General features: G+C 67.2%; 20 protein-coding genes. 11 read left to right on the forward strand and 9 right to left on the reverse strand.

Features of this window, described 5'->3' with window-relative positions:
• Positions 1–104: 104 nt before the first annotated feature.
• From IBL25_RS12720 to IBL25_RS12735, 4 genes are read right to left on the reverse strand one after another with little or no spacing between them, the layout of a single operon-like run.
• Positions 105–455, reverse strand: a complete 351-nt coding sequence (locus IBL25_RS12720) for an HNH endonuclease signature motif containing protein (RefSeq protein ID WP_187778922.1) — start codon at positions 453–455, stop codon at positions 105–107.
• The gene (locus IBL25_RS12725) at positions 455–757 is read right to left on the reverse strand and encodes a hypothetical protein (RefSeq protein WP_187778923.1); all 303 of its coding nucleotides are present in this window, start codon (positions 755–757) and stop codon (positions 455–457) included. Before IBL25_RS12725 ends, IBL25_RS12720 begins: the two co-directional genes overlap by 1 nt.
• Entirely contained in the window at positions 754–1110 is a 357-nt protein-coding gene (locus IBL25_RS12730; RefSeq protein WP_187778924.1) for a hypothetical protein, read from the reverse strand. The genes IBL25_RS12725 and IBL25_RS12730 overlap by 4 nt, the downstream gene beginning before the upstream one ends.
• Positions 1110–1826, reverse strand: coding sequence for a recombinase family protein (locus IBL25_RS12735; protein WP_187778925.1), 717 nt, complete (start codon positions 1824–1826; stop codon positions 1110–1112). The genes IBL25_RS12730 and IBL25_RS12735 overlap by 1 nt, the downstream gene beginning before the upstream one ends.
• A gap of 893 nt (positions 1827–2719) precedes the next feature.
• On the opposite strand from IBL25_RS12735, the gene IBL25_RS12745 reads away from it, so the two are divergent.
• Positions 2720–2923 carry a hypothetical protein gene (locus IBL25_RS12745; RefSeq protein WP_187778927.1) on the forward strand — a complete coding sequence of 68 codons (204 nt, stop codon included), beginning with the start codon at positions 2720–2722 and terminating at the stop codon, positions 2921–2923.
• Positions 2924–2937: 14 nt separating this feature from the next.
• On the opposite strand, the gene IBL25_RS12750 is transcribed toward IBL25_RS12745, so the two are convergent.
• The 5 genes from IBL25_RS12750 to IBL25_RS12770 form a co-directional block, all read right to left on the reverse strand.
• Positions 2938–3090, reverse strand: coding sequence for a hypothetical protein (locus IBL25_RS12750; RefSeq protein WP_187778928.1), 153 nt, complete (start codon positions 3088–3090; stop codon positions 2938–2940).
• Positions 3091–3143: 53 nt separating this feature from the next.
• The gene (locus IBL25_RS12755) at positions 3144–3533 is read right to left on the reverse strand and encodes a hypothetical protein (RefSeq protein WP_187778929.1); all 390 of its coding nucleotides are present in this window, start codon (positions 3531–3533) and stop codon (positions 3144–3146) included.
• A 122-nt stretch (positions 3534–3655) separates the two neighbouring features.
• Positions 3656–4366, reverse strand: coding sequence for a hypothetical protein (locus tag IBL25_RS12760; RefSeq protein ID WP_187778930.1), 711 nt, complete (start codon positions 4364–4366; stop codon positions 3656–3658).
• A 134-nt stretch (positions 4367–4500) separates the two neighbouring features.
• Positions 4501–5595: a helix-turn-helix domain-containing protein gene (locus IBL25_RS12765; RefSeq protein WP_187778931.1), complete on the reverse strand. Its 1095-nt coding sequence runs from the start codon at positions 5593–5595 to the stop codon at positions 4501–4503.
• A 172-nt stretch (positions 5596–5767) separates the two neighbouring features.
• Positions 5768–6340 (reverse strand): phage regulatory CII family protein, encoded by a 573-nt coding sequence (locus tag IBL25_RS12770; RefSeq protein ID WP_187778932.1) that lies wholly within the window; start codon positions 6338–6340, stop codon positions 5768–5770.
• Between the two features lie 354 nt (positions 6341–6694).
• Here IBL25_RS12770 and IBL25_RS12775 point away from each other — a divergent pair, with 354 nt between their 5' ends.
• The 10 genes from IBL25_RS12775 to IBL25_RS12820 all read left to right on the forward strand — a co-directional run bounded on the left by IBL25_RS12775 (position 6695) and on the right by IBL25_RS12820 (position 10993).
• Positions 6695–7012: a hypothetical protein gene (locus tag IBL25_RS12775; RefSeq protein WP_187778933.1), complete on the forward strand. Its 318-nt coding sequence runs from the start codon at positions 6695–6697 to the stop codon at positions 7010–7012.
• A gap of 161 nt (positions 7013–7173) precedes the next feature.
• Positions 7174–7731 carry a helix-turn-helix domain-containing protein gene (locus tag IBL25_RS12780; protein ID WP_187778934.1) on the forward strand — a complete coding sequence of 186 codons (558 nt, stop codon included), beginning with the start codon at positions 7174–7176 and terminating at the stop codon, positions 7729–7731.
• A 105-nt stretch (positions 7732–7836) separates the two neighbouring features.
• Positions 7837–8247 (forward strand): hypothetical protein, encoded by a 411-nt coding sequence (locus IBL25_RS12785; protein ID WP_187778935.1) that lies wholly within the window; start codon positions 7837–7839, stop codon positions 8245–8247.
• Between the two features lie 65 nt (positions 8248–8312).
• Entirely contained in the window at positions 8313–8666 is a 354-nt protein-coding gene (locus IBL25_RS12790; protein WP_187778936.1) for a hypothetical protein, read from the forward strand.
• 65 nt (positions 8667–8731) lie between these two features.
• On the forward strand, positions 8732–9223 hold the full coding sequence (locus tag IBL25_RS12795; protein ID WP_187778937.1) for a hypothetical protein: 492 nt from the start codon (positions 8732–8734) through the stop codon (positions 9221–9223).
• On the forward strand, positions 9216–9671 hold the full coding sequence (locus tag IBL25_RS12800) for a hypothetical protein (protein WP_187778938.1): 456 nt from the start codon (positions 9216–9218) through the stop codon (positions 9669–9671). Before IBL25_RS12795 ends, IBL25_RS12800 begins: the two co-directional genes overlap by 8 nt.
• Entirely contained in the window at positions 9668–9865 is a 198-nt protein-coding gene (locus tag IBL25_RS12805) for a hypothetical protein (RefSeq protein WP_187778939.1), read from the forward strand. Before IBL25_RS12800 ends, IBL25_RS12805 begins: the two co-directional genes overlap by 4 nt.
• Positions 9858–10118: a hypothetical protein gene (locus IBL25_RS12810; protein ID WP_187778940.1), complete on the forward strand. Its 261-nt coding sequence runs from the start codon at positions 9858–9860 to the stop codon at positions 10116–10118. The genes IBL25_RS12805 and IBL25_RS12810 overlap by 8 nt, the downstream gene beginning before the upstream one ends.
• Positions 10111–10812, forward strand: a complete 702-nt coding sequence (locus tag IBL25_RS12815; protein ID WP_187778941.1) for a DUF7168 domain-containing protein — start codon at positions 10111–10113, stop codon at positions 10810–10812. Before IBL25_RS12810 ends, IBL25_RS12815 begins: the two co-directional genes overlap by 8 nt.
• On the forward strand, positions 10805–10993 hold the full coding sequence (locus IBL25_RS12820; protein WP_187778942.1) for a hypothetical protein: 189 nt from the start codon (positions 10805–10807) through the stop codon (positions 10991–10993). The genes IBL25_RS12815 and IBL25_RS12820 overlap by 8 nt, the downstream gene beginning before the upstream one ends.
• Positions 10994–11178 lie beyond the last annotated feature (185 nt).

The raw sequence follows: 11178 nt of genomic DNA on the forward strand, positions 1-11178 counted from the left end.
CCCCCCGCCAGGGATCGGACCCCCCCTACCCCCCCAACCCCTTGGCGGTGCCGGGCGGTAGGGGGCCGCCAGGAGGCTGCTGGGACGCGGCCAGGGCGCAGGGGCTAGGGGGAGGAAGGCAGGTGCTGGGCAGCCGTCCTGGCGGCCCTGGCACGGGCTGTCTTGGCCGTGTGGCAGGAGCCGCAGAGGCATTGGATGTTGCTCGGATCGAGCGGCGCGCCGCCGTCCTTCAGCTCCACGATGTGGTCGCCGTAGATGCGGGTGCCGGTGCGGCCGCAGGCTTCACAGCGGCGGCCGCGCACCTTGATGATGCTGGCCATCAGCGCCCGCCACTCAGGGCTGCTGTAGAACGGCATCACCACCTTCGGGGCGGGCCTGGCACTGCGCAGGTCCAGCGTGCCGACGCGCGGCGCCGCCATGGTCAGCTTGCTGCGCCGGCGGGCTGGCTGCGCCATCAGCGGATGATCGGCTTCGGCAGCGGCTTGCGCACCAGGCGGCCCGCCTGGATCCGCTCATCGATCTGCCGCCAGTCGTCCCGGTAGGACCAGCACGGCAGCAGATAGACCGGCGTGCCCTGCGGATAGCCGATGAAGCCGCAAGAGCGGTCGGCCACCACCCGCACCTCTTCGCCGTCCGGCGTCAGGTAGCGCTGCGGCGCGATGGGCTGCCAGCCGAAGTCATTGATGACGTGGCGGTGCGCGATGTTGAGGCTGCGCGAAGCCAGCAGCGCGACCGGGCGCTCAGCCGGCGCGCTCACTGCACCGACAGCTGGGTGTAGCCCTTGCGCCCCTTCTTCCCTGGGATGACCTGGCCGACCATCTCCTTGGTGATGACCTGGTTCGGGGTCGGCTTGATCGTCTCGACGTCGCTCTGCGTCAGGACGCGGCTGCCGGCATACGCCGTTGGTGCGCCACCCATGGCGGCGAGCAGCCTCGGCTTCAGGTCGTCGTTCTCCGCTTCCATGCGGGAGATCTCGGCCTTGTTGGTGGCGTAGGTCTCGGCGGCCTTGATCAGCGCCTTGTCCTTGATCACCGGGTGGTTGGTGCCGGCGGGTGCGGCCGGCGCGGCGGCGGCAGTCTTGGTCGCGCGCGACCGTGCGGGAGTGGCCATCAGGCGGAGGTCCTCTTCAGGATGCGAGCCACCTGCACGGGGTGCCAGACGTCACCGCCTGCAGGTGTGCGGATGCCGCGCGCGGTGAGCGCCTCGGCGATCTGCGAATGGTTGGCGCAGCCAGCCTTCTGCGCCGCCAGGATGGCGGGCAGCACATCGCGGGCGTGCTGCGCGGCCTTGGCGATGCGGATCTGGGTGGCCTGGCTGACGGCGGCGCCGTCGCCGGCGCGGAGCTTCGGATTGCCGAGCTTCACGCCGCGCGCCTTGGCCGCCTGCAGGGCGGCCTTGGTGCGCGCCGAGATCATCTCGCGCTCATGCTCGGCGACGGCGGCCAGGATGTGGATGGTGAGGCGGCTGGCATGCGGGTTGTCACAGGCGACGAACTCGATGCCGGCTTCCATCAGGTTGGAGACGAAGGCGACGTTACGGGCCAGCCGGTCCAGCTTGGCGATCACCAGCGTGGCGCGGCGCGACCGGCAGGCGGCAATGGCCGCCGCGATCTCGGGGCGGTCATTCTTCTTGCCGCTCTCCACCTCCCGGAACACGTCCAGGATGCGGCCGCCGGCGGCGCGCACATGGCGCTCAACCGCCTCTTGCTGGGCCTCTAATCCGAGGCCGCTGGCGCCCTGCTTGTCGGTGGATACGCGGTAGTAGGCGATGAACCCCGGAACGCCGTCCCCGCCTCCCAGCCTCTTCAGCGGGGTTTTGCGGGCCATTCTGGATCCCGATTATGGGTCGGAGGGGGTGAACACTACGAAACGGACGTTTGACGAAATGTTGGGTCGGCTCTTCAATGATTTAGCTACGTTTTCTGGACGAATCTGATGCCGACACTGCACCAAGTGACCTACCGAGCGACGGTTCAGGAAAGCCAGGATGAAGGCCCTGTATTGGTGACCTTGGTGCTGAGGGAGAGCATCGGGCTAACCGAGTTCGACCAGGGTGGCTTGACGGTCTCGATCAGCCTCCCCCCGGGTGCGCATATCAGCAAGGCAACGGCCCTGGCTGAGGTCCTCAATCGTCCTGGCTTGCGACTGGCTATCGCCGAACGGTCTCCTGTGTCATTGCCAGAGGACCATCAGACGAACCATGCCAGCTGCTAGGAGGCCTTCGTCCAAAAGGAAGAGGGGCGGCCGCTAAAGAATCGGTGGACCAGAGTGTGCCAGGCATGCCGTAATTGCAGATGCTCCCCAACTGGCATGACGGCCGCGTCACCTCATATGCGCCGCCGCCGGCCGGAATGGCTCCGACCGTGTTTACATCGGCCCTGCATGGAAGACGAAGATCCGCTGAATCTGCCTCACCCTCAAACAGCGGCCGGAGAAGGTGCTGTTAGGTTGAGCGAGTTGCTGGCAGCCTGGGAGATGGCACGTCACGCCATCCGAGAGGCCGTCGCAGCTCACCCGGAAGGCGCCGATCCGGAGCACCTGGCACAGCTGCGCATGCAAGAGATTCGTGCATGGCGTGACCTTCAGAACGCCGCTGCCTTGGACGCCCTGCATACTGCTGGTAAGGTTAAGCTCTAGCTCAATGCTTTTCTGCTCGCGGCCGCCCTGGCGGAATGCGCAATCTGCTCCATCTGCGGCAGCGAAAGCGAAGGGGATCTTGCATGCACCGGTGGCAGTTGCGCCTGGCCGAAGCCGGCGTGGCGCTGTTCAGTCTGATCAGCCCTGCCGGGGATGAGATGAATATCTGGCAGATCCGCGACCCTACGCGCACAGATCAGGTCTGGCAGTTCCAGGACGCGGTTGAGGCCCGCGCCTTTTTCAAACAGCGTGTGACGCAGCTGCAGGCTTTAACTCCGATCGGTTGAACTGGCAGGGCGTTTCAGGTGCCAACGGTCGTTGCGGCCGTTGGTACAGCCGGCGGCTCATCGTCGTGCCCAAAGTCCATGCCCCAGAAGGTCGGCGGCGCGGTCGGCGTCACGACGAGGTCGGCGGTGCTCAGCCCTTGCAGCGCGGTGCAGTCGGGATGATTCACGCCGCAGATCCGGCCCTGTAGGCCGCGGGCCGCCGGGCAGGTGCATTCCAAGCTCATGCCGACACCGCCGCGGGCTGATGGTGCCAGGTGCTCACCACGCCGGCGCGCTGCAGCGGCCAGGTCAGCAGCACCATCAACTCGCGCCAGACGCGCGCGGCGCTGGGGTAGATCTGCGGATCTGGCGCCACCTGGTTCTCGCCCCATAGGCGGAGAAACAAGACGTCCTCCCGGGTGAGCTGGCGGCGGCGGTAGAGCTGGTCGAGGCATCGCAGCACATCGTCCGGCTCACAGGGGCGCGCGACCGCCTCGACGCTGAGCGGGTTCCAAGATCCACGGCGCTGCGCCTTCAGCGCGCGCATGAACCAGAACCAGGCTTCGTCTGCGGAGGCAAAGGGTCGCGCGCCCCCGAACGCGCACTGCGGCGCGTCGGTGGAAGGGGGCATTTCGGTTTTCCAGGTAGGCGCCGGGCGCTGTCAGGGGCCTGAAACGCAAAGCGCCCGGAACCGTCAGGCTCCGGGCGCAATTATGGCGCTGGATGCTCCCTACCTTTTTCGACCGCGGCGCGTCAAGCGATCTCGATGCCCCAGGTCTTAGCCAGGAACCGCAGCCCGTTCTTCAGCGCTTCGACGCGGGCGGCCTGCCCTCGGATCGTCAGCTGCTCATGGCACAGACTGGTCAGCAGCTCGTCGCCGGGCCGACCAATCATGCCCATCAGCTGGTTCCACCGCGCGCGAGCTGCCGCCATGGCATCGCTCATGTCCTGCCCTGGCCCCACGCGACCGTAGGGGGAGGACGAGGAGGGCAGCAGCCCCGCATCGCCGCACAGGAGCAGCAGCCGGTTGGCTGCGGCATACTGCCAGTCGTTCAGCTGGCCGGAATCCCACATCCGGTCGATCAGGTGGTTGTCGCAGAACTGGCGCGTCAGCGAGGCTTCCACTGCCTCGGGCGAGAGGAAGGCCAGCGGGATGTCCTTGTGGGGTCGGGCCAGCATGGCGGCGCCATCGGCGCCTGCGTCGCCGGAATGCCACTGGCGCAGGTAAACCCGCGCCCGTTCCCGGGATTCCCATTCGCGCCGCTGGGCCGCCGCGCGCTTGGCCTCGGCCGCCTCCGCATCGGAGGTGACATGGGCCTTTGGCTGGTTATCCAGCCGCAGCACCTGGCCGCGTTTCTGCTTTCGGGGCTGGCGGCCAGCCGGCAGTGTCAGCGTGGTGGACGAAGGGGCGCCCGCTGCGGCAGCCCCGGTGTTCTCGATCTTCGCAACGGCGACGGCCGTCATGTCTGCCCCCGCGCCGGAGCCCCCTTCGGCGCCCGGCGAAAGTAGAAGATGCTCACAACCGTGTGAAGAAAAATTCAGCCCCAGGTTGATTGCGCCGGAAAAATTCCCGTCACCTGAGACGCCAGACGCCTCCATCAGGCGCACTGCCGGGCCGCTTCGGCCACCTGTAGCACCACGCCCCGGCACTCCGGCAGCAGCGCGCGGCAGGCCACCTCGATCTGCGGCTTGAAGCGACCGGAGACGTGGTCGCGATGGAAGCGCCCTGGTGCGGCGATCAGCGCATAGCCCTCCTCGACCCCCAGCAGCACCAAGCGGCTCAGCCAGGCGCGGTACTCGGCCACCTCGACCTGCTGCCGCAGCGCTCCATGCACCCCGCACCAGGCGGCTTCCAGGCCAGCATCGCTGCAGGCCGGTGCCACGGGCTCGGCCGGCGCGGCGGCCTGCGACACCGCGGTCGATGCCTGGGCAGGCGCCGCCAGCCCGGCCCGCTCGGCGTTCTCGTCGCACCACAGCTGCCAGCGGGCGGAGACGTCGGCCAATGGCTTGCCGCTGGCCAGGAAGTGCTTGCGGAAGCGGTCGGCCACAGCGGCCGGATCCAGGCCGAGGCGCGCAGCGTAGGCCGCATCCGCCTCCGATGGCTGCCAATCCGCTGCCAGGGGGCGGGGGGTCTCGCGCGCCTGCGCGCCCTCCCCCCTGGTGGTTCTTTGGTGGTTCTCTGGTGGTTTGGGTGCAGATTTCGCACCCCGAGGCTGCAAATTCTGCACCCCAGGAGACACAGAATCTGCACCCCCCGCAGAATCTGCGCCCACCAGGGGTGGGGGTGCGGATTTCGCACCCGTTACGGTATCGGCAACAGCCTCTTCCGAACCTTCTAGCAACTGAGAGGAAACTTCCGGAGCTTTCTCCCGCCTGTGGCGGCCGGGTGCAGATTTCGCACCCCGTTTGCGGAGCGCGCGCGTCGGAAACTGCAAATGGCGGTTGATCCGGTAGCGCGAGGAGTCGTTGTGCCGTGGCAGCGTCGTGATCAGCCCCATCTGCTCCAGGATGCGCAGGTTGCTCTGCACCGTGCGGATGCTCTGGCTGGTGACTTCGTAGAGCAGCTCCACGCCCGGGTAGCACTCGTCTTTTTCGTCCGCGAAGTCGGCCAGCTCCTTCAGGATCTGCCGAGGGCCAGACTTGATGAACTTGGGGCTAAGGGTCTTCACCCAATTCATGCAGTCGATGCTCATAGCCGGGATCCAGCAGACTGTGCGCGTTCGCTCAGGCGCGAACGCTGGACGTAGGAGAAGGTGAAGAACAGGCGCCCGCCGCCACCCTGGGGACGCGCAGGGGATGTCACGGCGGCGGGTCGCCCCTCGCCCACACGAAGGGGGTTCGGGGGCGAGAACTCGGGAAAGCACGTCACGGCCGGGGCCTCGCGCGCTGGAAGACGTTGCTGATGGCGGCGCCCACGACTTGCCAGGGCCGAAGCCGGCGGGTCTCCATGACCACTACGCTGCCTGGGCTGCGGAGCGCCCGCAGCGTCGCCAGGGCCTCACAGGCCCGACCGTGCAGCTGCATTGCTTCCCGCTCCAGCCGCGCCAGGTCCTCGTCGCACAGATGGCCGTCGCGCATGCCATCGGCGACCGCGCGGGCGACGTCGCCAGCCTCGGCCTGCAACTCGGCCAGATCCTGCAGCAGGCAGTCGCTGGGGATCCCCGCTGGCCGGGTCATCACCTGGCCGGCGCGTCGCGCCAGTTCCGTGGTGATCACCGGCTCGTCGGCCACCTCTTCCAGCCGAGCCAGCAGGTCCACCGGCAGGAACTGGTTGCAATGCGGGTTGTAGTAGTTGCTGACCTGGCTGCGGCGTACCCCGCGCGTGCCGCCAGCATTCAGCACCGCCACGGCCGCATCGATCCCGCCAACCTGCTCAATCAGCACCCGCGTCAGGCTCTTCAACGCGGCATTCGCCGCTGAACGTGAATTGCGGGTCATATGGACACGCTCCAGGTTACACCGCCCTGCCCTTTGGGTAGCTGAGCCCCATGGAATGGGCTGGACGTGAGATGGCCGGCGGCAGGCATGGTGGTCCTCTTGACCGCTCGGCATGGGCCGGCGGGTTCCTGGCTTGTGGGGTCAAGTCGAGGGCTCGCCACTTACGCGCGCTGCGCGGTAGCAATGCCTTCAGGCACAGCGAAAGCGGTTGGCGATGCGCGCGCGGGGCAGACCGGCCTGGATGGGCGCGGGGCTGTCAGGCGCGCGGCCTATTTCCTCCTGCGGAAACGCTGATTGCGCTCTGCGTAAATGCGCGGGCGCAGGTCCTGACGGGGGGGGAGAAAGGCAGGCGGCATGGTTTCAGCCGCGGCCTATCGACGCACGGCGGCCGGCGCGTTGCCGCACCGAGCCGCCGGCTTCACCACGGGATGTGCGACCGAACCCATGGAGAATCGATTGATGGTGCGCTTACTGAACATCATTGGCCTCGGAGGCATGCTCATGACCGGATACGGCCTGTTGCTGATGTTCGGATCTCTGGGGCTGCTGGGTATCCCCGCGGTTCTCTCTGTCGGCTTTGGCGCGCTGATCATGATCGGCGGCTTCGGCGGCGCATTCGCCATCGAGCAACTGCTGGAGATGAAGACATTGCTTCGGGGGCCTGCACGGTAGCGAAAAACCGAGCATCAGGCCGGCTCCCGAGCAGAACAGAGAACTTGGTCGGGCCAAAGGTCAGGCCTGAAAGCCCCCTTTGGTAGGCCGCTGATGCGCGACATTTCAGCCACGCGCTCTGCGGGAACACGGCCAATCTTCCGCCAGCCCAGGATCGAAGAATGATGAAGCCTCAGCTCCTTGGCGAGCTTCGTCACGCCGCCAGCCACTGCAATCGTGGTGTCGATGGCGGCTGTGGCTGTGGCGAGGGCCGCGTCATCAAGGATGGGCGATTCGATCATGTGCAGCAGAGTGGGAAATTCCCACATTCCAGTCAATCCATAATGTGGGGAAAACCCGCCCACGTTCGGTGGGTTTCGCCCACAATTTCAGCTATGCAAAACCAGAACATCGTGAGAACATTGCGTCGAAAGCGCGGACTTAAGCAAGCGGAATTAGCGGCTGAGTTGGGCATCTCCCGATCTCACCTCAGCAAGGTGGAAAACGGTTCCGATGCGGCAGGCCGGCAACTACTGGAGGCAATGGCAGTGTATTTTCGAGTTCCCATCGACACTTTTTTCCCGCTGTCTCCCAAAGGGGCTGATGCGGTTGATCACCGGAACCATGGATCTGATCTGGGAGCGCAGGAAGATGAGGTCCTGGCGTTGTGGCGCGCCATGGATTCGGAAGAGCAGCGGGCACTGCTGACTTTGCTGCGGCGGAAGGCTCATTCTTCGTAGGCATCTGGTCGAAAAGTTTTCTTGGTGGGATTTTCCCACCTTTTTCATTGACCGTTATGTGGGAAAATCCCACAATCCTCCCACACCCCGTGTGAGGAGGCCCAAATGGCAGTCTCGATCAGCGTTTCTCCGGTTGCCCGGCCGCGTGCGACCGAAGCCCATCCTTCCCTGTTCTCCTTCCTGAGCCTTGCCGCCGCCGGTATGACGCAGCGCTGGCGCCAGCAGACCCGGAGCACCATCCGGCTCGTCCGCAGCACTCGGGCGCAGATCATGGCTGAGGCCGCGCGACGCGAAGCCGCCCGGCGCCGCCAGGAGCGTGAGAAAAAGCCCTTCGCCAGCGCCGCCCGCAGCCATCTCTATTTCTTGGAAATGGCGGCACAGAATGCTGCTCTCGCCTGGGACGCCCGTGCGGCCGGCGATGACATCATGAGCGCTCAGCACCAGGCCGAAGCGAATTGGTTTGCCCAGGAAGCCCGCCAGCGCGCCACCTTCACTGCCATCTGGCCGGAGGTCTGAGACATGCGCGGATCCGCCGTCGATCTCGGCAGCGTCCTGCGCGGCGTGGAAGGCGCCGAAGCCGCATGAATGCCCGCCTTCCCCCCTTCCCGCCTCTCATCACCGCTGCCGGCGTGCTGGATACTATGGCCGACCAGACCTGCTACCGCGAGGCGCTGCTATGGCTGCTCGGGCCCGACAGCTGCGAGCCCGCCAAGGTGCTGCTGCTGACCGCGCTGGATGAGCGCCTACCCGGGATGCGCATCGATCCGCCGGGGCTGCATGAGTACCCCCGTCTGACGCGCCTGTTGCAGGCGATGCCCTGGGCGCGTGCGGGCCTGCTGCCCCTGGCGCGTGACAGCGCCGATTGGGCGGCCGCGGCGGATGTGCTTTGCCACAACGCCGGCCTGCCGGTGCCGCTGCCGGGCCAGCAGCAATGAGTGGCGACCTGTTCGGGTTTTCGCCTCCGAAAGCCGAGCGGCCCGCGCGCCGCTTGGTGCCCCCGTTGGCTGTACGCTCGGCCTCGATCGATCCCGCGCCGGTGCAGGAAACCGCCCTGCCGGTGAACGCGCTACCCGTCCCGGCAATGCCACGCTCGGTCGGCCCGGGCAGCCGGGACGTCGAGGATGTGACCGATGGTGCCGCCATCGTCTTGGCCGACCTGATGGCCGGATGGACGCTGCAGCAGGGCGGCGCCTACACCGGCCTGACGCTGCATCAAGCCATCCGCTGGATCGTCGGCGCGCTGCGCGCCGCCGGATACCTCCGCGAGATCCCGGAGCCGGGCACTCCGGCTCTGCCTGTGCATCCGCCGGTGGCTTGCATGCTGGAGGTCTACCAGCTGCTGACGCAGATGCTCGCGGCGACCGCCGCCGGCCAGGTGGTGGCCGGCCCCGGCCAGGACCATGCCGCTCTGGCCGCCTGGGCAGCCAATGCCCAGCGCACGCTGGCACAGCATCGCGCAGTAGCTCAGGCACGGGGAGAGCAGCATGCCTGACGCGATCTCGCGCACGGCTCGCGTCACCACCACGCGCGAGCTAGCGCTGCGCCTGCTGGCGGGGCAGTGCCTGTCCCGCTGTGCGGGCGGTGATTGGTTGATTGGAGACGACCAGGTGCCGGTGGCTCCGGAGGTGTTCGCGCGGCTGCGAACAGGCTTCCGGCTCGTGCCTGGGGGCGATGGTCTTCCTGGCTTCGGGGCATCCTTCGCGCAGACTATGACGCTCGAACCGCTCCACGATGATGCAGCGGTGCGGCACCTGCTGAACAAGGCCATCAGCGACGCCGGCGGCATCAGCAGCTTTGCGCGTAAGCGGCACCTGTCGAAGGGTCAGGTGGGTGACGCTGTCACTCAGCGGCGGGACACAGTTGCGCCCAACATCGCCGCGGCGCTGGGCCTGTTACCGCGCACCTTCTATGTGCCGCTCCGGGGGGCGGCAGCGCGATGAAGCGCTCGCCCGGGTTCGCAGAAGATGTGGCGCGTCTGTACGAGCAGGCCGACCGCGCGCCGGCCGGAAGCGAGGAGCGCAAGCGCCTGTTGCGCCAGGCTGCGCAGCTCTCCAGTGCACGAAGCAAAGCAAAGGTAGCCATGGCCGCTGCCAACAGAGTGCGCAGCATGAGGGCGGTGAATCGTCGTGGCTGAGCATCGCTTCTCAGCGCACGATATCACTGGCAATGATGTGCATGTGCGCACCGAAGAGGTGCGGATCGCTCAGCATAATGGCGACGTGATGCTGATCCCGCGCACTTGGCTGGCTGACGCCATGGGCGCGAATCCTCACCACTTGGCACTGACGATGTGGTGGATCGGCTTCGGCCTCACCTGCGGCGCCGGCATAGGCATCATCCTGATCCTGACCATCCAGGGCATCATCAAGGCGGCGACACATGGCTGATATGGACAGCGTCAAGGCACGCATCCGCGCGCTGCGGGCCCGTACCGTCGAGAACGGCTGCACAGAAGCCGAAGCCCTGGCGGCCGCCGCAAAGGTCATGGACCTATTGGCTACGCACGGCCTGGCCGCCGGCGATGAAGAGATCGCGCAGGAAGATGTGGCGCTGGGGCTCCGCTCGCAACCGGCGCTGCGGCCGCTCTTCGTGGTGGTGGCCTGGGTCTGCCATTGCGAGGTGCTGACGGTGGAGGGCTGGGAGCGGAGCAGCATCCGCTATATCGGCCGTGATCCCTGGCCGGAGGCGGCCGCCTACCTGCATGCGGTGGTGATCGGCGCATCGCGGCGGGCGCTGGGCGACTTCAAGGGAACCTTGGCTTATCGGCGCCGCCGACCGGCAGCCCGCCTGGTGGCGGAGCATCATTTCCTGGTCGGCTTTGTGGATGGGCTGCGGGGGAAGCTGGTGGCGCTGAAGCATGCCCGCCGGGAGGCGGAGGAGCAGCGCCAGGATCTTGCTGTGGCCCGGCAAGCTGTGGCGCGCATGGACACCGTGACCATCCGTGACCGTGGGGTGCGGCAGGGCGCCAGCTACCAGGACGCACGCGCACACGGTGTCCAGGCGGGCCGTGCGGCGCATGTCGGTTGGGGAGTGGGCCAATCCGGCCCGGCAGGACTGCTCGGCGGGCGAGGCCGTGGTTGATCTCCCCCCTGCCCCGCCTTCGGCACTGTTGCTGCTGGCGGCCGCCGAGCTGGAGCAGCGCGCCGACTATGGCGCCTTCCGCGACCGCCTGCAGGCCGAGCGCGCCACCTGGGACGGAATCCGTGCCGTCGCTGGATGGCTGCGGCAGCAGGCGGCGGCCCTACAGGCAAAGGAGGGCTGATGCAGGACGGCTACCGTCTGCACGGCATGGAGTACGACCCGCCCCGGCCGCAGGAGCCCTGGGCGCCAACGGTGCGGCGTGTGGCGCAACTGCTGCGCGCTGGCGCCACTGTGCGGACTGCTGGCCCTTATGTTGAGATTGCCCTGCCTGGCGAGGGCCTGGTGCTGACGGATCATGCCGCACAT

It is taken from the genome of Pseudoroseomonas ludipueritiae (assembly GCF_014490445.1).
Taxonomy (GTDB): domain Bacteria; phylum Pseudomonadota; class Alphaproteobacteria; order Acetobacterales; family Acetobacteraceae; genus Pseudoroseomonas; species Pseudoroseomonas ludipueritiae.

Excerpts from the sequence above, each read along its gene's own strand:
- IBL25_RS12720 (WP_187778922.1), bottom strand. The coding sequence starts at position 455 with ATGGCGCAGCCAGCCCGCCGGCGCAGCAAGCTGACCATGGCGGCGCCG.
- IBL25_RS12730 (WP_187778924.1), bottom strand. The coding sequence starts at position 1,110 with ATGGCCACTCCCGCACGGTCGCGCGCGACCAAGACTGCCGCCGCCGCG.
- IBL25_RS12735 (WP_187778925.1), bottom strand. The coding sequence starts at position 1,826 with ATGGCCCGCAAAACCCCGCTGAAGAGGCTGGGAGGCGGGGACGGCGTT.
- IBL25_RS12745 (WP_187778927.1), top strand. The coding sequence starts at position 2,720 with ATGCACCGGTGGCAGTTGCGCCTGGCCGAAGCCGGCGTGGCGCTGTTC.
- IBL25_RS12755 (WP_187778929.1), bottom strand. The coding sequence starts at position 3,533 with ATGCCCCCTTCCACCGACGCGCCGCAGTGCGCGTTCGGGGGCGCGCGA.
- IBL25_RS12760 (WP_187778930.1), bottom strand. The coding sequence starts at position 4,366 with ATGACGGCCGTCGCCGTTGCGAAGATCGAGAACACCGGGGCTGCCGCA.
- IBL25_RS12765 (WP_187778931.1), bottom strand. The coding sequence starts at position 5,595 with ATGAGCATCGACTGCATGAATTGGGTGAAGACCCTTAGCCCCAAGTTC.
- IBL25_RS12770 (WP_187778932.1), bottom strand. The coding sequence starts at position 6,340 with ATGACCCGCAATTCACGTTCAGCGGCGAATGCCGCGTTGAAGAGCCTG.
- IBL25_RS12775 (WP_187778933.1), top strand. The coding sequence starts at position 6,695 with ATGGTTTCAGCCGCGGCCTATCGACGCACGGCGGCCGGCGCGTTGCCG.
- IBL25_RS12780 (WP_187778934.1), top strand. The coding sequence starts at position 7,174 with ATGATGAAGCCTCAGCTCCTTGGCGAGCTTCGTCACGCCGCCAGCCAC.
- IBL25_RS12785 (WP_187778935.1), top strand. The coding sequence starts at position 7,837 with ATGGCAGTCTCGATCAGCGTTTCTCCGGTTGCCCGGCCGCGTGCGACC.
- IBL25_RS12790 (WP_187778936.1), top strand. The coding sequence starts at position 8,313 with ATGAATGCCCGCCTTCCCCCCTTCCCGCCTCTCATCACCGCTGCCGGC.
- IBL25_RS12800 (WP_187778938.1), top strand. The coding sequence starts at position 9,216 with ATGCCTGACGCGATCTCGCGCACGGCTCGCGTCACCACCACGCGCGAG.
- IBL25_RS12805 (WP_187778939.1), top strand. The coding sequence starts at position 9,668 with ATGAAGCGCTCGCCCGGGTTCGCAGAAGATGTGGCGCGTCTGTACGAG.
- IBL25_RS12815 (WP_187778941.1), top strand. The coding sequence starts at position 10,111 with ATGGCTGATATGGACAGCGTCAAGGCACGCATCCGCGCGCTGCGGGCC.